At 74.1% G+C, this 22,332-nt stretch carries 16 protein-coding genes; 7 read left to right on the forward strand and 9 right to left on the reverse strand.

The window, feature by feature from the left end; all coding sequences use genetic code 11:
* Positions 1 to 7: 7 nt before the first annotated feature.
* The 3 genes from IEZ08_RS04380 to IEZ08_RS04390 form a co-directional block, all read right to left on the reverse strand.
* Positions 8 to 487, reverse strand: coding sequence for an MSMEG_6728 family protein (locus IEZ08_RS04380; protein ID WP_068924799.1), 480 nt, complete (start codon positions 485 to 487; stop codon positions 8 to 10).
* A gap of 215 nt (positions 488 to 702) precedes the next feature.
* A complete protein-coding gene (locus IEZ08_RS04385) occupies positions 703 to 1,830 on the reverse strand; it encodes a zinc-binding dehydrogenase (RefSeq protein ID WP_189241709.1) in 1,128 nt (375 codons plus the stop codon).
* The gene (locus tag IEZ08_RS04390; RefSeq protein WP_084780397.1) at positions 1,827 to 2,237 is read right to left on the reverse strand and encodes an acyl-CoA thioesterase; all 411 of its coding nucleotides are present in this window, start codon (positions 2,235 to 2,237) and stop codon (positions 1,827 to 1,829) included. Before IEZ08_RS04390 ends, IEZ08_RS04385 begins: the two co-directional genes overlap by 4 nt.
* Before the next feature lie 84 nt (positions 2,238 to 2,321).
* On the opposite strand from IEZ08_RS04390, the gene IEZ08_RS04395 reads away from it, so the two are divergent.
* The 4 genes from IEZ08_RS04395 to IEZ08_RS04410 all read left to right on the forward strand — a co-directional run bounded on the left by IEZ08_RS04395 (position 2,322) and on the right by IEZ08_RS04410 (position 8,665).
* Positions 2,322 to 3,998: a serine/threonine-protein kinase gene (locus IEZ08_RS04395; RefSeq protein WP_189241710.1), complete on the forward strand. Its 1,677-nt coding sequence runs from the start codon at positions 2,322 to 2,324 to the stop codon at positions 3,996 to 3,998.
* 15 nt (positions 3,999 to 4,013) lie between these two features.
* Entirely contained in the window at positions 4,014 to 5,399 is a 1,386-nt protein-coding gene (locus IEZ08_RS04400; protein ID WP_189241744.1) for a protein kinase domain-containing protein, read from the forward strand.
* A gap of 117 nt (positions 5,400 to 5,516) precedes the next feature.
* Positions 5,517 to 7,025, forward strand: coding sequence for a metallophosphoesterase family protein (locus IEZ08_RS04405; protein ID WP_068924790.1), 1,509 nt, complete (start codon positions 5,517 to 5,519; stop codon positions 7,023 to 7,025).
* Between the two features lie 35 nt (positions 7,026 to 7,060).
* Positions 7,061 to 8,665: a bifunctional 3'-5' exonuclease/DNA polymerase gene (locus IEZ08_RS04410; protein WP_068924788.1), complete on the forward strand. Its 1,605-nt coding sequence runs from the start codon at positions 7,061 to 7,063 to the stop codon at positions 8,663 to 8,665.
* Here the strand turns inward: IEZ08_RS04410 and IEZ08_RS04415 are convergent.
* The 5 genes from IEZ08_RS04415 to IEZ08_RS04435 all read right to left on the reverse strand — a co-directional run bounded on the left by IEZ08_RS04415 (position 8,647) and on the right by IEZ08_RS04435 (position 16,346).
* Positions 8,647 to 9,972 (reverse strand): MFS transporter, encoded by a 1,326-nt coding sequence (locus tag IEZ08_RS04415; RefSeq protein ID WP_068924786.1) that lies wholly within the window; start codon positions 9,970 to 9,972, stop codon positions 8,647 to 8,649. The two genes, IEZ08_RS04410 and IEZ08_RS04415, sit on opposite strands and share 19 nt — an antisense overlap.
* A 77-nt stretch (positions 9,973 to 10,049) precedes the next feature.
* Complete coding sequence (locus tag IEZ08_RS40180; RefSeq protein ID WP_203863250.1) at positions 10,050 to 12,200, reverse strand: serine/threonine-protein kinase; 2,151 nt, start codon at positions 12,198 to 12,200, stop codon at positions 10,050 to 10,052.
* Between the two features lie 238 nt (positions 12,201 to 12,438).
* Complete coding sequence (locus IEZ08_RS04425) at positions 12,439 to 13,833, reverse strand: YlbE family protein (protein WP_068924783.1); 1,395 nt, start codon at positions 13,831 to 13,833, stop codon at positions 12,439 to 12,441.
* A 100-nt stretch (positions 13,834 to 13,933) separates the two neighbouring features.
* Positions 13,934 to 15,490, reverse strand: coding sequence for an AllF/FdrA family protein (locus IEZ08_RS04430; protein WP_229802907.1), 1,557 nt, complete (start codon positions 15,488 to 15,490; stop codon positions 13,934 to 13,936).
* A complete protein-coding gene (locus IEZ08_RS04435) occupies positions 15,480 to 16,346 on the reverse strand; it encodes an oxamate carbamoyltransferase subunit AllH family protein (RefSeq protein ID WP_229802908.1) in 867 nt (288 codons plus the stop codon). Before IEZ08_RS04435 ends, IEZ08_RS04430 begins: the two co-directional genes overlap by 11 nt.
* Before the next feature lie 166 nt (positions 16,347 to 16,512).
* On the opposite strand from IEZ08_RS04435, the gene IEZ08_RS04440 reads away from it, so the two are divergent.
* Both IEZ08_RS04440 and IEZ08_RS04445 read left to right on the forward strand, forming a co-directional pair.
* Entirely contained in the window at positions 16,513 to 18,075 is a 1,563-nt protein-coding gene (locus IEZ08_RS04440; protein WP_068924779.1) for a PucR family transcriptional regulator, read from the forward strand.
* Positions 18,076 to 18,094: 19 nt separating this feature from the next.
* The gene (locus IEZ08_RS04445) at positions 18,095 to 18,319 is read left to right on the forward strand and encodes an RNA-binding S4 domain-containing protein (RefSeq protein WP_068924776.1); all 225 of its coding nucleotides are present in this window, start codon (positions 18,095 to 18,097) and stop codon (positions 18,317 to 18,319) included.
* Between the two features lie 63 nt (positions 18,320 to 18,382).
* On the opposite strand, the gene IEZ08_RS04450 is transcribed toward IEZ08_RS04445, so the two are convergent.
* A complete protein-coding gene (locus tag IEZ08_RS04450; RefSeq protein WP_189241712.1) occupies positions 18,383 to 21,526 on the reverse strand; it encodes an AfsR/SARP family transcriptional regulator in 3,144 nt (1,047 codons plus the stop codon).
* Between the two features lie 123 nt (positions 21,527 to 21,649).
* Here IEZ08_RS04450 and IEZ08_RS04455 point away from each other — a divergent pair, with 123 nt between their 5' ends.
* Positions 21,650 to 22,264: a hypothetical protein gene (locus IEZ08_RS04455; protein WP_189241713.1), complete on the forward strand. Its 615-nt coding sequence runs from the start codon at positions 21,650 to 21,652 to the stop codon at positions 22,262 to 22,264.
* The last annotated feature ends 68 nt before the right edge of the window (positions 22,265 to 22,332 follow it).

A 22,332-nucleotide genomic window follows, 5' to 3' on the forward strand; every position in this document is an offset into this window, starting at 1 on the left:
CGCCCGGTCACCCCGGCGGCGGGGGAGTGCGGTCGGAGGCCGGCCAGACGTAGGGAAGGTCGTCCGGCTCGTCGCCGAAGATCGGACGGTAGTGGTCCGGGAGCTTGCGCAGCAGGGACGACCGGTGGCTGAGGTGGAAGGCGGGGTCCCCGAGCCAGGGCGGCAGCTCGCCCGCCGCCCCGAGCAGCTCCTGGGAGCGCGGGACGCCGACGCCGCGGCGCTCGGTCAGCTCCCGGGCCAGCGTCTCCGCGCAGGTGTCGGCCCGTCCCATGGAGCACCAGTGCCCGCATATCTCCAGGCCGTACCTGACCAGGGCCTCCTCGTAGCCGGTCCACATCCGCACCGCCGGATGGTTGCGCCAGCCGTACCCCGGCACGGTCAGCGCACGCAGCACCTGGATCGCCTCGACCCGCTGTTTGCCGAGCCGCAGCGGGTCGAGGACCCGCGCGGTGGCGGCGAAGTCGGGATAGGGGAGGAAGGTCTGCATCGCCGTCCTCGGGTCAGGGCTCGGGTACGGCATGCCCCGGGCGGGGCCCGTGCCGCGCCGGGGTCGGTCCGCCGGCCGTGCCAGGCGTGTACCCGCCCGGGCGCCGGCCACGCGGGCCGGTGGGGAAAGCGCCGCCGGGCGACGGGTCAAATGTCCCCCGCCCGGGGAACCCCGCCCCGGGGACTGCGCCCGGGAACTCCCGGAACCCGGGGCCCTCAGAAGACGATCACCTGGCGGACGGCCTCGCCGGTGTGCAGCCGGTCGAAGCCCTCGTTGACCTCGTCCAGGGTCAGCCGGTGCGACAGCAGCGCGTCCACCGGCAGGATCCCGGCCCGGTACATGTCGATGAAGCGGGGCACGTCCCGGCGGGGCACGCACGAGCCCAGGTAGCTGCCCCGGAGCGTGCGCTCCTCGGCGACCAGGCTGAGCGCGGGCAGGACCAGCTCGCGGGAGGGGTCGGGCAGGCCGACGGTCACCGTGGTGCCGCCCCGGGCCGTGGCCCGGTAGGCCTGTTCCAGGACCGGGACCACCCCGGTGGTGTCGACGACCTTCTCGGCCCCGCCGCGGGTGATCTCCCTGATCGTCTCGACGGCGTCCGGGCCGCCCGCGACGGTGTGCGTCGCGCCGAGCTCGCGCGCCAGCTCCAGCTTGGACTCCACCACGTCCACCGCGACCAGGGTCGCCGCCCCGGCGGCCTTGGCCGCCAGCAGCGCGGCCAGCCCGACCCCGCCCAGGCCGAACACCGCGACGCTGTCCCCGGGCGCGACCTCGGCGCTGTAGAAGGCGGCCCCCGCGCCGGTCAGGACGGCGCAGCCGAACAGGGCGGCGATCTCCGCGGGCAGCTCCGGGTCGACCTTGACCGCCGAGCGCGCCGACACGACCGTGTACTCCGAGAAGGCCGAGACGCCGAGGTGGTGCCGGGGGCGGCCGCCGTCGGCGTCGGTGAAGCGCAGCCCGCCGCCGAGCAGGGTCCCGCTCCCGTTGGCCGCCGCGCCCGGCTCGCACAGCGCGGGACGGCCCCCGGCGCAGCGCGGGCAGTGCCCGCAGGCCGGGACGAACGCCAGCACCACGTGGTCGCCGGGGGCGAACTCGGTGCCCTCGCCGACCGCCACGACCTCGCCCGCCGCCTCGTGCCCGAGGGCCATCGGCAGCGGCCGGAGCCGGGAACCGTTGATCACCGAGAGGTCGGAGTGGCACAGGCCCGCCGCGCCCACCCTGATCAGCAGCTCCCCGGGACCGGGCGGGTCGAGCGTCAGCGGCATGACCCGCAGCGGGCGCGAGTCCGCGTAGGGGGCCGGGCGGCCCGACTCCACCAGGACGGCCGTACGGGTGGGGGTGCTCATTCGTCGATCACCAGTTTCTCCATGGCGGCGCGCAGCGGCGCCGGGATCTCGGCGGGCCTGCGGGTCTCCCGGTCCACGAAGACGTGGACGAAGTGGCCCTCGGCAACGACGGTCTCGCCGTCCTCGCGGAACAGGCCGAGCTCGTAGCGGACGCTGGAGCGGCCCAGCTTCCCGATCCGGAGCCCGACCCGGACGGCCTCGGGGAAGGAGATCGAGGCCTTGTAGACGCAGTGCGACTCCACGCACAGGCCGATGGCGTCGCCTCCGTGGATGTCCAGGCCCGCGGTCCTGATCAGCCACGTGTTGATCACCGTGTCCATCAGCGAGTAATGGACGGCGTTGTTCATGTGGCCGTAGACGTCGTTGTCCTTCCACCGTGTGGGGACGGTCTCCCAGTGCGCGTACACGGACAGAACTATATTCCAGAGCTGGTCCGTGATTTTCCCCGGCTACGATGATCGATCTCTGATGGGGTGAAGAGGGTGCGGGGGATGAACCGGCAGAACGCAATCGGCCTTCCGGCGTCGCTGGGGCCTTACCGGGTCGTCGGGCAGCTGGGCCGCGGCGGGATGGGGACCGTCTATCTGGCCGAGGATCCCGCCGGGACGCGGGTCGCGGTCAAGGTGATCAACGCGGAGCTGGCCGGCGACCCGGTCTTCGCCGAGCGCTTCCGGGACGAGGTGACGGCCGCCAAGCGCGTGCGCAGGTTCTGCACCGCCCCGGTGCTGGACGCCGACCTCGACGGAGACCCGCTCTACGTCGTGACCGAGTTCGTCCCGGGGCCCACGCTGGCGGAGGCGGAGCGGCTGACGGGGTCCAACCTGGAGGCGCTGGCCGTGGGGGTGGCGACCGCGCTGACCGCGATCCACGGCGCGGGGGTGGTCCACCGCGACCTCAAGCCCGCCAACGTGCTGCTCTCGCCGCTCGGTCCGCGGGTGATCGACTTCGGCATCGCCCGCGCCCTGGACACCCTCTTCGAGCGGACGGCCACCGGCCGGATCGTGGGCACCCCCGATTACATGGCGCCCGAGGCGCTCCGCGGCGAACCGGTGACCCCGGCGTTCGACGTCTTCTCCTGGGGGTGCGTCGTGGCGTTCGCGGCCACCGGGCGTCCCCCCTTCGGCGGCCGGACGCTCACCGAGGTGCTCTACAGGGTCGCGCACGAGGCTCCCGTCCTCGACGGGCTGGACCCCGTCCTGCGGGAGGCCGTCGAGGTCGCGCTGGACAAGGATCCGGCCCGGCGGCCCACCGCCCAGCAGCTCCTGGACCACCTGGTGGGCAGGGGCAATGTGGACGGGGAGCGGATCGCCGGGACCCTCCGGCTCACCCTGCTGGACTCCGTTCCGTCGGCGCCGGCCGTACCCGTTCCGTCGGCGCCGGCCGTACCCGCTCCGGCCGTGCCCGAGGCGGGACGCCCCGGCGGGCGCAGGACCAGATCGGCCCCGGGGACCAGATCGGTTCCGGGGGGCCGCCGCCGCGCGCCGGCGCGCAGGGGGCCGCTGCGGTGGGCGGTCATCGGCGGGGTGACGGCCGTCCTGGCCGCGGCCGGGGCGTATCTCTGGCTCGGCGGCGACGGCCCGCCCGAGCGCGCCGAGCCGGTGTTCACCGACGGCTTCTCGAACCCGGCGGCGCAGTGGCCGCAGAGTTACGACGGCACGTACAGCAAGGGCAGGGACTACTACCAGCTCACCACGGAGCACGGCAACGCCGAACACTTCGCCGACGCGCCGATCAACGTCATCCCGCCCGCGGCCACGCTCCTGAGCGTCAGGATGAGGATGCCCGCCGGTGCCGCCGACGGGCAGGCGGGCCTGTACTGCCACGGCCGCGTCGCCGGGGGCGCCGACGACGGTTACGAGTTCCGCGTCAGGAGAGACGGGCGCGCCTCGATCGCCAAGCGGGTCAAGGGCGACGTGCGCGAGCTGACGCTGACCGAGCGGATCCCCGGATACCGGGCCGAGAAGCTCGCCACCCTGCACGCGGTCTGCCTGCGGGAGCCGAGGCGGGTCCTGCTGACGCTCTGGGTGAACGGCGAGCGGGTCGTGGACGCGACCGACGACGAGTCACCGCTGAAGGCGGGGACGGTCGGTCTCATGGCCCGCCAGGTGCCGGGTAACCGGGGATCGACCGTCGCCCACTTCGACGACTTCAGGCTGGACCGTTTCTGATCGTGCCCCGCCCGGCTGGAGGGCGAGCCGCTCTGGGTGGTCACCGAGTACGTCGCCGGGCCCGACCTCGCCCGCCTGCTGCGCGAGCAGGGTCCGCTGACCGGGTCCAACCTGGAGGCGCTGGCCGTCGGGGTGGCCGCCGCGCTGACCGCGATCCACGGCGCGGGGGTGGTCCACCGCGACCTCAAGCCCGCCAACGCGCTGCTCTCGCCGCTCGGTCCGCGGGTGATCGACTTCGGCATCGCCCGCGCCCTGGACGCGGGCCGGGGGCAGACCGTCACCGGCAAGATCCTCGGCACCCCGGAGTACATGGCCCCGGAACTGGTCTCCGACAGCCGGTCGGGCCCGCCCGCCGACGTCTTCGCCTGGGGCTGCGTGGTGGCCGCCGCCGCGACCGGCGCCTCGCCGTTCGCCTCCAGGACCGTTCCGGAGGCGCTCTACCGAGTGGTCCACGACACCCCGGAGCTGGAGGCTCTCGAACCGGAACTGCGCTCCCTGGTCGAGGCGGCGCTGAACAAGGACCCGCAGGCCCGGCCCTCGGCCATGGACCTGCTGCCCGGGCTGGTCGGGCAGAAGGAGGCCCAGGCCACCGCCCGGGTGGCGGGAACGGTCCGGCTCAACCTCTCGGGCCTGCTCACGCCGGTCGCCCGCGTGGAGGACGGAGCCCCGTCCCCGGCCACGTCGCCGCCCCCGTTCTGGCGGAGGCCGTACCTGGTGGGCGGGGCGGCGGCCGGGGCGCTGCTGCTCGGGACGGCCGGGGTGCTCGGTTTCCAGGCGCTGCCGCAGGGGCCGCCGGAGACCACCGACGTGCTCTACCGGGACGACTTCGCCGACGACAAGTCCGGCTGGCACAGCGACGAAACCCGCCTGGACGTGGGGCACGGGTACACCGGGGACGGCCGCTACACGACCGCCACCGACTCCTCGAACAACTCCCGGTACGCCGCCGCGCCGGTCAACGCCGAGCCCCCCGAGCACGCCCTGGTCAGCGCCAAGGCCGTGTTCACCGCCGGGACCCCGTACAGCGCGTGGGGCGGGGTCTTCTGCGAGTACAGGCTCGACGACAAGCAGTTCTCCTACTACAACGCGGAGATCCGCCCCGACGGGCACGCGCGTATCCGCAAGGCCGGCCACGCGACCTCCCTGAACCTGACGCCCGACATCCCGGTGCCGGGGTTCAAGAGGGCCGGGACGGTGCTGCGGGCCGAGTGCGAGCGGGACGGCGACCGGGTGCGGGTGGGCTTCTGGGTGGATGACGAGAAGGTGGCCGAGGTCGTGGACGAGAACGCGGCCGACGCCAGGGGAAAGCCCAAGTTCGGGCTCGGCGCCGCCAAGTGGCCCGGGGACCGGACGGACACCCGGGTCTACTTCGACGACTTCCGGATCGCCCGCCTCTCCTGAGGGACGTCCCGCGACGCTCCGCCGTGGCGGGGGGCGCCCGGGGACGCCCCGGGGTTTTCCCCGGACCTCTCCGCCGAACCGCCGCATGATCGCGAAATCGCGACCAGAATATCGACCATGGTGGATGTCGGGCAGGCAGCGGAACGCGGGCGTGAGGTCTCCTCCAGGATCTCCCGGGAGGGGGCGGGCTGGGACTGCGCCGAGATGGGCGCGTTCAAGGATCTCAGGCCGAACCGGGAGTCGTTCTCCTGGCTCAACCCGCTCACGCTCTGGAGGTCGCGCAACGAGATCCTCGCCGCGCTGTTCGGCGATCCCTCGGGACAGGTCCGGGCGCGCTGGATGGGATCGCAGCGGGACCGGGGCGTCGACCCGTCCCTGCGGATCCCGATGGACGTGGGGGAGGAGTTCTCCTTCCTGGTCCTCGGCGACACCGGGGAGGGCGACGCCTCGCAGTACGCCGTGGTCCCCGGCATGCTCAAGATCGGAGAGGGTACGGACTTCGCGGTCATCTGCAGCGACGTGATCTATCCCACCGGCTCCGGCAACGAGTACGAGGACAAGTTCTTCCGCCCCTACCAGGACTACCGGGCGCCGATCTACGCGATCCCCGGCAACCACGACTGGTACGACGGGCTCGGCGGCTTCATGCGGGTCTTCTGCGACGCTCAGGCGCTGAAGGCCCGGCGCGAGGGGTTCAGGCTCTCGCCGTCCGGCCTGCGCGGGCTGCTCTGGCGCAAGCCGGAGAAGATCGACGAGGCCGCGCTGGCCAAGGCGCGCGAACGCCGCTCGCTTCCCGAGCAGCAGGTCACGCAGCCGGGGCCGTACTGGGCGATGGAGACCCCCGGCCTGCTCATCGTGGGCGTGGACACCGGGATCCGCGGCGACCTCGACCGCGAGCAGGCCAACTGGCTCAGGGAGGTCTCGCGCGACCCCCGGCCCAAGGTGCTGATCACCGGTAAGCCCGTCTACACCCGCAACGAGTACAAGCCGTCGAAGCTGGAGGGCGGCGGCACGATCGACGACATCGTGCGCGACCCCCGGCACAACTACGTCGCCGCCATCGGCGGCGACGTGCACAACTACCAGCGCTTCCCGGTCAGGGTCGGCGACCGGACGATCCAGTACATCGTGGCGGGAGGTTCGGGGGCCTTCACCCACGCCACCCACACCACCCCCCGGGTCACCGTCGGCGGCGTGCACGAGGACGACTACAGGTGCTACCCGCTGCGCGGCGACTCGTTGTCGTTCTACAGCAAGCTCTACAGCGAGCGGCTGCGCATGCGATGGCTCTACCTCACGCCGGACGAGGCGCTGTGCCTGATGTCCCAACACATCGGCAACACCCCGCCGCGGCCGATCGACGGGGTGGAGATCACCCGGCGGATGCGCTGGGCGGCGCGGCTGCTCGGCGCCTGGCCGCTGCCGATCCGGCTCCCGGTGGACAAGGTCTTCCACCGCTACCTGTCGGAGCTGTCCGACTGGGACGACCCCCCGTTCTTCAAGAGCTTCCTGCACGTGGCGGTGACGCCGGAGACCCTGCGGATCCGCTGCTTCGCCGCGACGGGCTGCCGTCCCCAGGAGATCGAACCCCCGCTCGAAGACGAGGTCTGCATCCCGCTCGCCTGATCGAAACCGTCGGTGGCGCGTGGCACGCTGGAGGCATGAACGTCGTGGTCGTGCCGGGGAACGACGGGGGCGGCGCGCTGCGTTCCGAGGGGGGCGAGACCTCGGCCGTCCCGGACCTCGCGGCGGCCGTACGGGAGCGGGAGGCCGGGAGCGGCGGTCCTCCCCGCTGGGTCTGGGCCGACACGAGGGAGGTCTATCCCGCGCTGCTCGGCCGCGGCGTGCGGATCTCGCGCTGTCACGACCTCGTCCTGACCGAGGGCCTGCTCCTGGCCCGCGAGGGCCGGTACGGCGAGCCCCGCTCGGCCCGGGCCGCCCACGCCCGGCTGCACGGCCTGCCGGTCCCGGAGGACCACCACGCGCCCGAGGCGCGGCAGGCCACGCTGTTCGACGAGGAGCCGCCCCCGCTCGACGCGGAGCTGGTCGCCGAGGTCCACGCCGACCAGCTCCGGAGGATCGAGGCGCTGCCCGATCCGCACCGGTTCCGGCTGCTGGTCGCCGCCGAGTCGGCCGGGGCGCTGATCGCCGCGGAGATGGGCCACGACGGCATGCCCTGGCGGCGGTCCGAGCACGACGCGCTGCTGCTGGAGATGCTCGGCCCGCGCCCGGTGCCCGGCCTGCGACCGGTCAAGCTGCAGGCACTGGCCGACCAGGTGGCCGCCGTCTTCGGCACGTCGTTCAACCCCGACTCCTCGCAGCAGATCATCAAGGTGTTCAAGGCCGCCGGGGTGACCGTCTCCTCGGCCCGGGCCCACGAGCTCCGGAAGGTCGAGCACCCCGGTGTCGCGCCGCTGCTGGCCTACAAGGAACTGGCCAGGTTCCACAGCTTCCACGGCTGGGCCTGGGCCGACCAGTGGGTCCGCGACGACCGCTTCCGGCCGGAGTTCGTGGTGGCCGGGGTCGTGACCGGCCGGTGGGCCACCAGCGGGGGCGGCGCGCTGCAGATCCACAAGGCCATGCGCCGGGCCGTCGTGGCCGACGACGGCTGGACGCTGGTCGTCGCCGACGCCGCCCAGCTCGAACCCCGGGTGCTGGCCGCGATGGCCGGGGACGGCGGGCTGGCCCGGGCGGCCGGGCAGATCGACCTCTACCAGGCGCTCGCCCAGGCGTTCGGCGGCGAGCGCGACCACGCCAAGATCGCCATGCTCTCCGCGATGTACGGCGGGACCAGCGGGGACGCCCCCAAGCTCCTGGCCGTGATGCGGCAGCGCTTCCCGGAGGCCTACCGGTTCGTGGAGGACGCGGCCCGGGCCGGGGAGGAGGGCAAGCTGGTCCGCTCCTGGCTGGGCCGCACCTGCCCGCCGCCCTCGGCCCGCTGGCGGGAACTGGTCTCCGGCCCGGAGGGCGGCCGGGCGGCCCGCGACCGGGGCCGCTTCACCCGCAACTTCGTGGTCCAGGCGACCGCGGCCGAGTGGGCGCTCGTGCTGATGGCGGTGCTGCGCGGGCTGCTGCCCGACCCGGCCCGCCTGGTGTTCTTCCAGCACGACGAGGTGATGGTGCACTGCCCGGCCGAGCTGGCGGACGAGGTGGTCGCCGCGGTGGGCCGGGCCGCCGAGCAGGCGACCCGGCTGCTGTTCGGCGCGACCCCGGTGCGCTTCCCGATGCAGGCCGTCGCGGTGCGGTGCTACGCCGACGCCAAGTGAGACCGCCCCGTCCCGCGGTGTCCCAGGGCGAGCCAGACGCCGGTGGCCGTCACCATGACCGCCACGGCCGTGCCGAGCGTGCCGTACGAGAGGGTCTCCACGATCACTCCGGCGATCACCGTGCCGGTCGCGCCGCAGGTGTTCATCACCAGGTCCGACAGGCCCTGTACGGCGGGGCGCCGCTCCAGCGCAACGGCCTCGGTGAGCATGGCCGAGCCGGAGACCAGCCCGCAGGACCAGCCCAGGCCGAGCAGGATCAGCCCGGCGGTCACCTGCGCCACTGCGTGCTCGCCCGCCGTACCGGCCAGGACGGCGGAGACCAGCAGCAGCGCCATGCCGAGCACCAGGACGCGGACCCGGCCGATCCGGTCGGCGAGCCACCCCACCAGCGGGGACAACACGTACATGCCCGCGACGTGGAGGCTGATCACCAGACCGATGATCGAGAAGCTCGCGCCGTGCTGGTCGAGGTGGATCGGGGTCATCGACATGATCGAGACCATGGCGGTGTGGCTGACCGCGATCGCGACGAGCGCCCGCGTCGCGGCCGGGGACTCACGCAACGAGCGCCAGGCCGTGCGCAGGGCGCCGCCCTGGACCTTCGCGGCGGGCGGGGCGTCCGCCGTCCCGGGCTCCCGCGGGGTTCCCGCGGCCAGCGAGCGGGCCAGGGCCAGCGGGTCGGGGCGGAGGCCGATCATGATGATGACCGTCGCGACGGCGAAGGCCAGCAGGGCCAGCACGAACGGGCCGGTGTAGGCGGCCAGCCCGATCCGGCGCCCGAGGTCCTCGGCGGGCTGGGCGAGGTTGGGCCCGGCGACCGAGCCGACGGTGGCGGCCCACACCACCCACGACAGGTGTCGGGCGGCGTGCCCGGGGGGCGACAGGTCCGTGGCCGAGTAACGCGAGGCCAGGTTGCCCGCGCTGCCGCTGCCGAACAGCACCAGTCCGGCCAGCAGCAGCGGCCACGACTCCACGGTGATGGCGAGCGTCGCGATGAGGCAGCCGAGCATCGCGCAGGCGTAGGCCAGGGTCAGCCCGGTGCGCCTGCCTCCCCGGCCGGACGCCTTGGCCGTGGGCAGCGCGAACAGCGCGGCGCCGAGTACGGTCGCGGTGCCGGCGAGCCCGCCGATCGCCTTCGACCCGGACAGGTTGGTGACCACCACCGAGCTGAGGGTGAACCCCACGGCGACCCCCATCCCGCTGGTGACCTGGGCAGCGGTCAGAGTGCCCAGCGTCCGCCGCTGGACGGCGGCGACCCGAACGGAACTTTTTTGTGATTCATCAGGATTGGCGGGGATCGTAGTCACGAGTGAAGTCTGCCATCACTCGTGATGCGGCCCCAGGGGGTCTCCCGGATCCCGGCCGCCGCCCGGCAGGCCGGAGATCAGACTCCGGGATCGAAGGTCGCGAAGAACGTCTCGATCATTCCGGCGCTCTTCTCCCAGTCCAGGTCCTTCACCACGATCGCGATCTGGTAGGCGCTGTCACCGCTCACCGCCGCGTACCGGGTCAGGCCGTGCATCTGGACGATCCCGTTCGGCTGGACGAAGGTGTACTCCCAGTCGGCGGCCTTCCAGGAGCGGTAGGAGACCGGCGTCACGCCGACCTCGATGTACTCGTCGAGGCCCTTCTTGTCGGCCTTGCCCAGCGCGGTCACCGGGTCGGCCACGGGGACCTGGGCGACCACGACGCTCCGGCCGCTGCCCTTGGGCCCGGAGAAGGTGACGGTGCCGTCGTCGGAGGCCTTCGCCGTCCAGCCGTCGGGCAGCGCGGCGGAGACGCCGCCCTCGCTCAGCTTGGCGAACCCCTTGGGGATCTCGGTGCTCGCGCTGCTCGGCGACGCCGGGTCGGCGGGCGCGGAGACCCCCGATGACGGGCCGGAGGACTCGGTGCCGGGGGACTCCCCGGGCATCAGGATCAGCGCCACGGCGACCACCACTCCCAGCGCTCCGGCCCCGGTGGCCAGCATCAGGCGCGTCGTCGGCCGTCCGTCGCGCATCCAGTCGCCGTCGGCGGACGCCCTGCGGCGCGCGCTCCTGCGCCCCGGGGAACCCTCCGGCTCCCCGGATCCGGTGGAGCCCGGTGATCCCGCCGATCGCCGGGACCGTCTCCCCCCGGTGTCCAGCACCTGGTCGGCGGAGGCGTGGACGGGCAGGACCGGGGCGGGCCGGGGCCCGGTCCCGGAGGCGAACTCCCCGGAGGCGCTGCGCATCGCGTCGAACGGGTCCGCGCCGGGGAAACCGGCCTCCGGGGCGACCCGGGAGGCGGCCAGGCCCAGCTCGGCGGAGGTGCTGCGCAGCGCGTCGTAGCCGCGCTGGTGCCCGCCGGAAGGGCTGCCGAGCGAGGTGAACGGGTCGGCGGCCGCACCGGGGACGGCGCCGTGCGGCCCGGACGTGGACAGCAGGTCGGTCCGGTGGGCTCCGGAGGGGGAGGACAGCGCGTCGTAGTCCGCCGGGTAGCCGCCCGAGGTGCTGTTCTGCGGGTCGTACGGCACCCGCACCGGGCCCGAGGGGGTCTCGATGATCCGCGAGGGCATCGGGCCGGACGGCGGGTCCAGCGGCGGCATGAGGTGCATCGGCATGGAGTTGCCGGGGACCGGCATCACCGCGGGCACCTGGGAGGTGGGCCCCCGGTTCGGGGTGTTGGAGCCGTGGCTGCGCAACACCTGCTCCAGCAGGTCCGACACCTGCGCCGCGGACATCCGGTCGGCCGGGTTCTTGCGGAGCAGGCCCTCGATGATGCCGGCCAGCGCCCCGGCCCGCTGCGGCCGGGCGGGCTCCTGGGTGAGGATCGCGCCGAGGACGGCCATGGCGTCGGGCCCCTCGTACGGCGGGCGGCCCTCGACCGCCGCGTACAGGGTGGCGCCGAAGGACCACAGGTCGGCGGCCTGCGTGATCGGCTGGCCGGAGAGCCGCTCCGGCGGGATGTAGGCGGGCGACCCCATCAGCAGGCCGGTCTGGGTGATCGTGACGTCACCCTCGATGGCGGCGATGCCGAAGTCGGTGAGCACCACCCGGTCGGAGGTGAGCAGCACGTTGCCGGGCTTGATGTCGCGGTGCAGGATCCCGGCGGCGTGCGCGTGCCGCAGCGCGTCCAGGACCCGGATGCCGATCTCGGCGGCCTGGGCCACCGGGAGCGGCCCGCTCTGCCGTACGGCCTGCTCCAGGGACCAGGCGCGGACCAGTTCCATCACGATCCACGGACGCCCGTCCTCCTCGACGACGTCGTGGACGGTCACGATGCCCGGGTGGCTGATCCGGGCGGCCGAGCGAGCCTCGCGCATCATCCGCCGGTGCGCCACCTGCTTGCCCGCGTGGTCCAGCCCGTAGGGGAGGATCAGCTCCTTCACCGCGACGTCACGGTCGAGCAGCACGTCGTGCGCGTGCCAGACCATGCCCATGCCGCCCCGGCCGACCGGCGACATCAGGCGGTAGCGCCTGCCCACCAGTCTGCCCTGGCCCTGCGGTGCGGTCCCGGTGATGTTCGCACCCTCCGGTCCAGGGGGTACCTTGCCGATCAAACGATCCGCTGACATACCCCGCCCCCATGTTCAGCCCATTTGTGAGGTTGAACACGATATAGCGCTTACATTCGGTAATGGAAGTTGGGACGGGAAGAAAGGAACTTTTTGCTTTTGTGGCTGTATGATGCGCTGCTCGGCACTGACGGGGCGCATGGGGGGTGACATGCGCCGACTTCCCGCCGCCGTCCGGCCCCGTTCCCGCGTCGTTTTCGCGCTCCGCGGTCCCGGCCGACCCGTTGTAAACGATCATTTATCCGGCCGGTACGGCCTCCGCCAGGGCGGCCAGGGCGGCGGTGAACGCCGAGGCGGGCGGGCTGACCAGCCCGGCCCCCACCTGCCCGGTGCCCGCGACCCGGCCCGCGATGCCGGTGTTCACCGTGGGCAGCAGCCCGGTCCTGGCCACCAGCGTCACGTCCACGCCGACCGGCGTGCCCCGGAAGCCGAGACCGGGGATCTGGTAGGCCGGGTGCTCGGCCAGGGTGATCTCGTACATCGACCGGGTGGCCGCCACGGCGTCGGAGACGTCGCCGCCGACGAACCTGACGATCGCCGGGGCCGCCGCCATCGCGAAGCCGCCCAGGCCCGCCGTCTCGGTGATCGTCGAGTCGCCGATGTCGGGGTTGGCGTCCGCGGGACCGTACGCGCCGAGATAGAGCCCATCCGGCACGCCCGCCGGACCGGTGAACCAGCGGTCGCCCAGGCCGGAGACCTGGACGCCGAAGTCGGTGCCGTTGCGGGCCATGGCGACGACCAGGGTCGAGCCGGGGACGTCCCGGGCGGCGTCCGCGCTCACCTTGCACGCGGCCATGCCCGGATTGAGGAAGAAGTGGTCGTTGCCGCCCGCGAAGCGCAGCACCTCGGCCGCGTGCCGGGGAGCGGCCTCCACCATGGCCGGGGCCAGTTCGCGCACCAGCAGCGAGGTCGCGGCCCGGTTGCGGTTGTGCAGCTCGTCGCCCATCTGCAGGGCCTGGGCGATCAGCGCCCGCAGGTCCAGCGGCCCGGTCAGCTCCAGGGCGGCCCGGAGCACCGGGCCGAGCACCTCGCCCATCCAGCGCAGCCGCCCGATCACTTCGGGCCCGTACGCGCCGTAGCGCAGCACCTTGCCGAGCCCCTCGTTGAGTGAGCAGTAGGCGGTGCCGCCGTGCTCGGCGTCGCGCACCTCGAACATCCACATCGACCGGCTGACCACGCCCGCCATCGGCCCCACCGTCCGGTGCCGGTGGCAGGGCTCCAGCCGGACGGCCCCGGCGGCCAGCCTCGCGGCGGCCTCCTCCTCGTCACCGGCCAGGCCCTCCAGCAGCATCGCGCCGATCAGTGCGCCGCGCATCGGCCCCGACGCGCGCTCCCAGGTGATCGGCGGCCCGGCGTGCAGGAACGCGCCCGGCGGGAGGTCCAGCACCTCGTGCGCGGGCCGTACGGCGGCCAGCTGCGGGCGGGCGGAGGTCAGCCGGTCCACCGCCCGGGCGTTGGCGGCGGCCCTGCGCGGGTCGGCCAGCACCCGCGCCAGGTCGCCCGCGGTCCCGGGCAGCGGCGGCCGCCAGTCCACCGTCACGCGCGGTACGGCCTGCGCGTCCAGCGCCTCGCCGAGCACCTCCGTCCCGGCGGTGATCACGCGGGGTTCACCGGAGAGCATGGGCAACGTCATCGGGCACTCCTGGGAGATCGGGCGCCTCCGGCGGACGGCGGGCGGCGCACGGGCACGTTCCTCCGGGGCACCGGCGCGTTCCTCCGGGAGGGGCCGGGGGTCACCGGGCGCCCGCCAGGCGGGCCGCGTGCCGGGCGGCCCGCGCGTTGGAGGCGAACACGTCCGCCCCCGCCGCGCGCAGCGCCTGCGCCTGCGCGGCCAGGCCCTGCGGATCACCCTCGGAGCCGACCAGGGCGGCGACCACGGACACCCCCCGCGCGACGGCGGCGGCGACCGCGGGCGCGAGGCGCGCCGCGGGATCGGGATCGGCGCCGTGACCGAGCACCACGTCGAGCAGGACCACGTCACCGGACGGCACCGCGGCCAGGGCCTCCAGGCGGAGCGCCGGATCGATCATCGGATGGGCGCGGCCCCGGGTGTACCCGTCGTCGCCGTAGTCGGTGAACTCACCCGTCCCGGCGACCAGCCGGGCCTCGGCGCACAGCGTGCCGCCCGAGTAGATCCCGCGCAGCGTCCGCCTCCCGGCGGCGGCCCGGGACGAGCCGATCCCCGCCTCCGGAGCCTCGCCGGGGGCGGCTGCCCCGGTGCCCGGGCCCCCCTCTCCTCCGGAGGGCTCCTCCCCGGGGGAGACCGCGGGCCACGACGGCCAGGCGGGCGGCTCCGCTCCCAGCGCGCGCAGGGCGGACTCGGCCGCGGCGGTCAGGTCGTCCTCGCCGGGACCGAGGAAGGCGGTGACCACGGGCGTGGCCAGCTTCTCCACGGCCTCCCGTACGGCCCGCGCGACCTCCGGCGCCGGCGGCTTGGAGATCAGGACGATCAGCTCGGTCGCGGGGTCGGCGTCGAACGCCTCCAGGGCCCGGAGCGTGGACAGGCCACCCACCTCGGCGGACAGGTCGCGCCCGCCCACCCCCAGGATGTGGCCGACCCCCACGCCCGCCAGGTCCAGCAGGCACGCCACCTGCTGCGCGCCGGTTCCCGAGGCGGCCACGATCCCGACCGGGCCGGGACGGAGCACGTTGGCGAAGCCGAGACCGGCCCCGCCGATCACAGCGGTGCCGCAGTCCGGGCCCATGACCAGGGCGCCGGTCTCCTCGGCCCGCCGCTTGAGCAGGACCTCCTGCTCGACGGGGACGTTGTCACTGAAGATCATCACGGGGAGGCCCGCCTCGACCGCGTCCAGGGCCTCGGCGAACGCGTGCGGACCCGGGACCGAGACCAGCACCAGCGTCGCGTCCCCCTCCCCGGCGGCGCCGGCCGCGGTTCCGCCGTTCGCCGTGGTTCCGCCGTTCCCCGCGGTTCCGGCGGCCTCGCGCAGGGCGGCGCGGACGGTGCGCGGCGGGTGGCCGGCGGCGTCCCGGCCCGCCGTACGGACCGCGAGACCGGACAGGAGGCGGTCGAGTTCGGCGGCGGCCCGCGCGGCGGCGGTCCCGTCGTCCGCCCGGAGCGCGACCAGCAGGTCGGCCGGGCCGCAGGCGGGCAACGCGAAGCCCAGCTCGGCGGCGATGCCGCGGTTGAGCTCGGTGGCCATGGCGACCATCGCGGCCTCCACCCCGGGCAACCCGGACAGGGCCTGGCTGACCCGCATGAGGCTCACCGAGTCGTGGTACGTCCCGGTGCGGACCTGGACCATGTCCGCCGGACCTCCCTCACCGGTCACGCCGGTCACCCTCCCGCAGGTCGAGGACGGAGGACAGGCCGATGCGCAGGCCCCACGCCAGATCCGCGCCGGAGGTGTGACCGAGCTGGAGCAGCCGGTGCAGCGCGGATTCCAGGGACTGCCGTCCCGCCAGGCCGCGCAGGACGGCCAGGACCTCGCCACTGGCCTCGCCCCGGGCCGCGCAGTGCAGCAGCGTCGCGGAGATGGGGGTGGTCCTGCCGCGGGCGTCGAAGGTGACCGCGGCGGCCAGCCAGTCGGCCAGCCAGACCGCGCGGCCCACCCCGGCGGCCGTGCCGAGATGGCGCAGGGCCACCAGCAGCCCGGCGAGCATGTCGTCGCCGCTCGGGGTGAGCCCGGGGCCCAGCCCGACGAGCTGTTCGGCGGCCATGATGCCGCGCAGCAGCGAGGCCTCGGAGCAGCCCTCGGCCAGCAGCCCGGCGGCGCCGTTGCCCTCCAGGCCCGGCCGCTTCGGCGAGCGGTCGCACAGCTCGGTCATCACCGGCAGCGCCTGCGCCAGCCGTACCGGATCCACCGGGCCGAGGGGCGGGGCCGGATCCCACCAGCGGTGGGCGCGCAGACTGAGCGAGCCGATCTCGATCGCGCCGTCCCCGACGGAGGCGTCGGCCCCCACCGAGACCCGGGGTATCGGATCGCCGACGACCATCGCGTTGGGCAGCCGGGTGGCCTCCCCGGTGACCACCGCGATCACGTGCGGTTCGAGGTCCGAGCGGACCTCCAGGTAGACCCCGGAGGGAAAGGCCGCCAGCACCCGCGCGGGGCGGCGGGAGGACTCCAGCGTCCGGCGCAGGGCCGTGCTGGCCGCGCCGGTCGCGTGCGTCCGCGCCGGAGCCCGCATGGGACCCCGCTGTGTCCTCGGGCGCGTTCCAACCGTCACCGGAGCTCACCGTCCATGGCCTGACGGTAGAACGGCGTGAGATCACCGCCGTACGGAGAAAGCTGCCAACAGTCCACCCAAAGGTTGGCTCTTCCTGACAGTTGGTTCTATCAGTCAGAATCCCCTCATGGAACCTCCCGTACGCCTGGCCAGCACTGGAACGATCACTCATGGTGTCGCCGTGGGCGAGGTTCTCGGCGTCTCGACGCTGGCCGGCGCCCGGCTGATCGCGGGGGAGCGGGGACTGGACCGCATCGTGCAGCGGCTCAACGTGATGGAGGTCCCGGACATCCTCGCCTGGGTCAAGCCCCACGAGCTGCTGCTCACCACCGGATACCCGCTGCGCAACACGCCCCAGTCGCTCGACCGGCTCGTGGCCGACCTGGACGAGCGGGGCCTGGCCGCGCTCGCCATCAAGCTCGGCCGTTACCTGGACGAGCTGCCCGACGTGATGGTGGAGCAGGCCGACCGGCTGGGCTTCCCGCTGATCCAGCTCCCCGACGACGTCGGTTTCGACGACATCCTCAACCAGGTCCTCACCGACATCCTCAACCGGCAGGCCGGCGTGCTGGCCCGGGTGGAGGAGGCGCACCGGGCACTCGTGGCCGTCGTGCTGGCCGGAGGCGGGCTGCGCGAGGTGGCCGCCGAGGTGGCCGGGCTGCTCGACGTGGCGGTGGCCGTGCTCGACGGCACCGGGCAGACCCTGGCCGCGGCCGGGCCCGCCGACTACCTGACCGCGCTGCGCGGCGCCCCCGACTCCCACCGCACCTCCGTCCCCGTCGTCGCGGGCGGGCACCACCACGGCCGGATCGTCGCCTACGGCCCGGCCGGCTCGATCGACGACAACGACGTCGGCATCCTGGAACGTGCCGCCACGGTCGCCGCCCTCGTGGTCACCCGGCAGGAGGCGGTCAACGCGGTCGAGAGCAAGTACCGCGCCGACTTCCTGCGCGACGTGCTCACCGGCCGGGCGGGCGGCTCCGAGCGGGTGGTCTCCCGGGCCCGGGCCTTCGGCTGGGACCTGGAGCGTCCCGTCACCGTCCTGGTGGCCGAGCTCGACCCGGACGGCGACGAGCGGGCCGCCCAGGACCGCCTGGTCGCCTGCTGGACCGCGGCGCTGCGCCGGCACGACCCGCGCGGCGCGGTGGCGGGCTTCTCCCACGAGGTCGTCGCCGTCGTGGACGCCGCCGCCGACACCGCCCGCCTGGCCAGGGACGCCGCCGCGGCCTTCGCCGAGTGCCTGCCCGCGACCTTCTCCACCGGCGCCAGCCGTACGGCCACCGGGACGCAGCAGCTGGCCGAGGCGTACGGCCAGGCGCTGAAGGCCAGCAGGGTCGGCCGCCAGCTGCACGGCCCCGGCGCGGTCGCCCACTTCGACCAGCTCGGCGTCTACCGCCTGCTCTCCCTGGTCGGCGACACCGACGAGCTGCACGCCTTCGTCCGCGAGACCCTCGGCCGGCTCGCCTCCGACGACGACGCCGAGAACGCCGACCTGCGCCGGACCCTCCAGGTGCTGCTGGAGACCAACCTCAACGTCGCCGAGACCGCCCGGCGGCTGCACTTCCACTACAACACGCTGCGCTACCGGATCGGCAAGCTGGAACGCCTGCTCGGCAACTTCACCGAGGACGCCCACCTGCGGCTCAACCTCACCCTGGCCCTGCACGTCCTGCGCATGCGCGGCATCTGACCGGCTCTAAGCTGAACGGGTGAACGAGACCTTTGAGCTGGAAACCGACTACATCCCGCTGTGCGACCTGCTGAAGTACTGCGCCGTCACCGAGACCGGCGGCCAGGCCAAGCACTTCATCGCCGACGGGAACGTCATGGTCGACGGCCGGGTCGAGCTCCGCAAGACCTGCAAGATCCGCGCCGGTCAGGTCGTCACCGGCGACGGCTTCGAGATCCGCGTCATCGCCTCCCGGAGCCGCTGACGGAAGCGGAGGGGCGGCGGTAAGGCCGTCCGACCTCCGGGCCCTCCCGCCGGCCGTGAGCGGCTACCCCGAGAACGCCGCCTGATCGGCCAGCCAGTCGAGCGTCCGCTGCCTGGGCGGCTCCGCGCCGCGGCGGTAGGCCTCGCGGTAGCCGTCCGCGCCGAGGCGTCCGGCGAGGACGGCGACCAGGGCGCGCAGGTCCGGGTCGCCGCGGTCGAACGCGCCGCGGATCACCTCGCTCCGGCCCAGGGCGCCCGCCGCGCCGGCCGGGTCGTCCTCCAGCGCGAGCAGCCCGGCGAGCAGCTCGGCGCCCCAGGCCAGGCCGTTGGCGTGGCCCTGGGCGAACAGGGGAGGGATCACCGCGGGCAGCAGCGCGCGAGCCGGACCGGCCGCTCCCTCCGCGAGCCGGTTGGCCATCCGGAAGCCGCTGACCGCGTGGCTGGGAAGGCCTTCGAACGACGGCAACCGCCGCGCGAGGCTCTCCATCCGGTCCAGGGCCCACTCGGACTGCTCCACGTCGCCCGAGAGGCGGTGCGCGATCGCCAGGGAGGCGTGCATGTTGGCCTCGGTGCGCCGGTGACCCCGCTCCCTGGCCTGGCGCAGCGCGGCGTGGACGTCCCGGAGGGCGCCCTCCAGGTCGCCGATGTCCATCCTCGCCCGGGCCAGCCTGCTCCTGGCCCAGTACAGGTGCATCTCCGTGCCGAGCTCCGAGCTGATCGCCATCGCCCGCTCCGCCACCGCGACGGCCTGGTCGTACTCGGCCCGCAGGGAATGGTCGCGGCTGATGCGCAGCAGGGTCATCAGCAGGCCCCAGCGGTCACCGACCTCCTCGAAGCCGCGCAGCGCCTCCCGCCGCGCCCGGGTCCCCGTCAGCAGGTCGCCCTTCTCGACGCGTACGTGGTCCTGCGTCCACAGCGCGCTGGCCCGGACCCAGGGATCCGGGGAGGCCAGCGCCTGCTGGAGCTGGCGTTCCATGAGACCGGAAGCGTCGGCGGAGGACGCCAGCTGCGCCATGCGCAGCATCGGCACGGCGGGGTGGAAACCCAGCACCGCCGCCGTGTCCGCGTCCTTGACCGGCCCGTGGGAGAGCAGGGGGCCGGCCGCGGCCAGCACCAGGCTGAAGGCGGCGCGCACCTGGTCGGGCAGCGCGTCGCCCAGCTTGAGCACCTCGGTCACCGACGTCGCGTACCGCGAGCTCATCCCCTTGAGCCCCCAGTACCAGAACAGAGCTCTGACGAACCGGGACGCCACCGGGGCGTCCCCCGCGTCCAGGGCGGCCCGCAGTCCGGAGAGCAGGTTGTCGTGCTCGGCGTCGAAGACCGCGATCGCGCGCAGCTGGTCACCGGTCCGCAGCAGCGGTTCGTGCTCCTCGGCCAGGCCGAGGAAGTGGTCGGCGAAACGCGCCGAGACGTCGTCCCCCGACGCGGTGAGCCGGGTGGCCGCGTAGGCGCGGATGGTCTCCAGCATCCGGTAGCGGTCTCCTGCCTGCTGGACGATGGATTTCTCCACCAGCGAGCCGATCACGTACAGCACGTCCTCCGCCGGCAGCGATTCGTCCGAGCAGACCGCCTCCAGGGCGTTCAGGCACGCCCCGCCCGGGAACACCGACAGCCGGCGTGCCAGCGCCCGCTCAGGCTCGTTGAGCAGATCCCAGCTCCACTCCACCATCGCCAGCAGCGTGCGCTGGCGCGGTGACACGGCCCTGTTCCCGGAGGCCAGCAGCCGGAACCGGTCGTTCAGCCGGCGGGCGATCTGCTCCACGCTCATCGAACGCAGCTTCGCCGCGGCCAGCTCCAACGCCAGCGGCATTCCGTCCAGCCCCCGGCAGATCTCCACCACGTGGTCCACCGTGGACTCGTCGAGGGCGAACTCCGGCCGGACCCCGGTGGCCCGGTCGACGAACAGGCGGACCGCGGCCGCCGCGGCCGCTTCACGGAGCTCCGGCTGCTCCGCGGGCAGGTCGAGCGGGCCCAGATGGCACAGCGCCTCCCCGGTGATCGTCAGCGGTTCCCTGCTGGTGGCCAGGATCCTCAGGTGCGACAGCCCGGCCAGCAACCGGCCGGCGAGTTCCGCGACCGCTTCGACCAGGTGCTCGCAGTTGTCGAGCAGCAGGACGGCGTCACCGGCGTCGAGCAGCTCGACGAGCCGGTCGACGGGGTCGGCCGGCTGCGCCCGCCCGTTGCCGTACAGGCCTCCCAGGGCGCCGAGGACCGCGTCGGGCAGCTGATCCGGGTCCCCCACGCCGGCCAGCGGCACGAACCACACCCGGCCGCGCCCGCGGGCGCGGTCCCGGGCCGCCGCCTCCAGCGACAACCTGGTCTTGCCGGCGCCGCCGGGCCCGACGACGGTGACCAACCGGGAGACGCCCATCAGCCGGGAGAGCTGGCCCAGCTCGCGCTCCCTGCCGATGAAGCTGGTCAGCTGCGCCGGAAGCCGGCTCGGCGCGGCCTCCCGGTGCGCCGCGGGCCGGTCCAGCTCACCGCGGAGCAGGGCGAGGTGGACCTCCCGCAGCTCCGGCGACGGATCGACGCCGAGCTCCTCACCCAGCCGGGTCCTGATCTCCTGGTAGACGGCCAGCGCGTCCGACTGGCGCCCGGCCGCCGCCAGCGCCCGCATCCGCAGCCCGGCCAGCCGCTCGCTCAGCGGGCGCTCGGCGGCCTCGGCTCCCAGCGGGGCCAGCACCTGCGCGTGCCGGCCCAGGTGCAGTTCGGCCTCGAAGCGGTCCTCGGCGGCGGCGGTCCGCAGATCGTGCAGCCGGGTGGCGGTGTCACGGGCGAAGGCGGCCTCCCGCACATCCACCAGGGCCGCGCCGCGCCACAGGTCCAGGGCGGCTCCCAGGAGGGAGGCGGCCTGCTCGTACCGGTCCGCCGACAGCTCGCGCCTGCCCTGCCCGGCGAGTTCCTCGAAGCGGTGGACATCGACGTCCTCGGCGCGGAGGGACAACCGGTAGCCGCCCGCCACCAGTTCCACCGTCGCGGCCTCGCGCAGCGCCTTGCGCAGCCGCGACACCAGCCCCTGGAGCGCGCCGGCGGCCCCCGACGGCGGCTCCTCGCCCCACAGCTCATCGATCAGCGACTCCGCCGGCACCGGCCGGCCCGCCTCCAGCGCGAGCCGCGCCAGCAACGTGCGCAACCGGCTGCCGGCGATGTCGATCGGCGTTCCTCCGTCGGAGGAGACCTCAAGAGGACCAAGTAGGGCAACTCGCACTCGCGTAGCCTCCCACACCGCCCCCTCCGAATCCCGATCACTGATGTGCCGGCGTCAGGAGCCGCCGGGACGTCTCAGCGCCGTGAGAGCGCCGTATCAGCGGACGGCGCGATCGTTCCCTCCATGGAAACCACCACGACGCACACCGTCGCCCGCCCCGGCACCGTCGCCCGCCCCGGCACCGCCGCCCGCCCCCGTACCGCCGCCCGTCCTCGCTCCGTCACCTTCGCGGGCGTCCTCCAGCTGCTGTTCGCCCTGGCCTTCCTGATCGCGCCGGTCGCCGGGCTCGCCTACGGCGCCGACGTCCAGGCCGCCGCGGAGGCCGAGCTGGCCCGGCAGGGACTGCCGCCGTCAGTTCTGGCCGACAAGGGACTCCGTTTCGACGAAGGCGGCTACGCGCTGGTGCTTCCCGTCGGCACCGCCGTCATCGCGGTGATCCTCGCCCGGCTCAACCTGGCCGGCAGGCGCGCCGGGCGGATCCTGACGCTCATCGTCCAGCCGGTCTTCCTGGCGCTCGACCTCTTCATCCTCACCAGCCAGCTGTCCAGAGCGGAGTACCTTCAGTCCCTCCTCGGCGGCGGCGTGGACGCGCAGGCCGTCCTGGAGGCGAGCGACCGCGCCTATCCCGCCTGGCTGCTCGCCGTCACCGACGGCCGCCTCCTCCTCACGCCCCTGGTCTCGCTGGCCGTTCTCGTCCTGCTGCTGCTCCCGTCCGCCCGCGCCTACTTCCGCAGGTGAGGGAAGCCCGCAGGTGAGGGAAGGGCGTCCACCGGCCCGGCGACAGGCCGGGCCGGTGGACGCCCTTC

This window comes from Planobispora rosea (assembly GCF_014648175.1).
Taxonomy (GTDB): Bacteria; Actinomycetota; Actinomycetes; order Streptosporangiales; family Streptosporangiaceae; genus Planobispora; species Planobispora rosea.

Bases quoted from the DNA above. Each gene is read 5' to 3' on its own strand.
- IEZ08_RS04385 (WP_189241709.1), bottom strand. From the start codon at position 1,830: ATGAGCACCCCCACCCGTACGGCCGTCCTGGTGGAGTCGGGCCGCCCG.
- IEZ08_RS04435 (WP_229802908.1), bottom strand. From the start codon at position 16,346: ATGCGGGCTCCGGCGCGGACGCACGCGACCGGCGCGGCCAGCACGGCC.
- IEZ08_RS04405 (WP_068924790.1), top strand. From the start codon at position 5,517: ATGGTGGATGTCGGGCAGGCAGCGGAACGCGGGCGTGAGGTCTCCTCC.
- IEZ08_RS04410 (WP_068924788.1), top strand. From the start codon at position 7,061: ATGAACGTCGTGGTCGTGCCGGGGAACGACGGGGGCGGCGCGCTGCGT.
- IEZ08_RS04380 (WP_068924799.1), bottom strand. From the start codon at position 487: ATGCAGACCTTCCTCCCCTATCCCGACTTCGCCGCCACCGCGCGGGTC.
- IEZ08_RS04395 (WP_189241710.1), top strand. From the start codon at position 2,322: ATGAACCGGCAGAACGCAATCGGCCTTCCGGCGTCGCTGGGGCCTTAC.
- IEZ08_RS04425 (WP_068924783.1), bottom strand. From the start codon at position 13,833: ATGACGTTGCCCATGCTCTCCGGTGAACCCCGCGTGATCACCGCCGGG.
- IEZ08_RS04455 (WP_189241713.1), top strand. From the start codon at position 21,650: ATGGAAACCACCACGACGCACACCGTCGCCCGCCCCGGCACCGTCGCC.
- IEZ08_RS40180 (WP_203863250.1), bottom strand. From the start codon at position 12,200: ATGTCAGCGGATCGTTTGATCGGCAAGGTACCCCCTGGACCGGAGGGT.
- IEZ08_RS04440 (WP_068924779.1), top strand. From the start codon at position 16,513: ATGGAACCTCCCGTACGCCTGGCCAGCACTGGAACGATCACTCATGGT.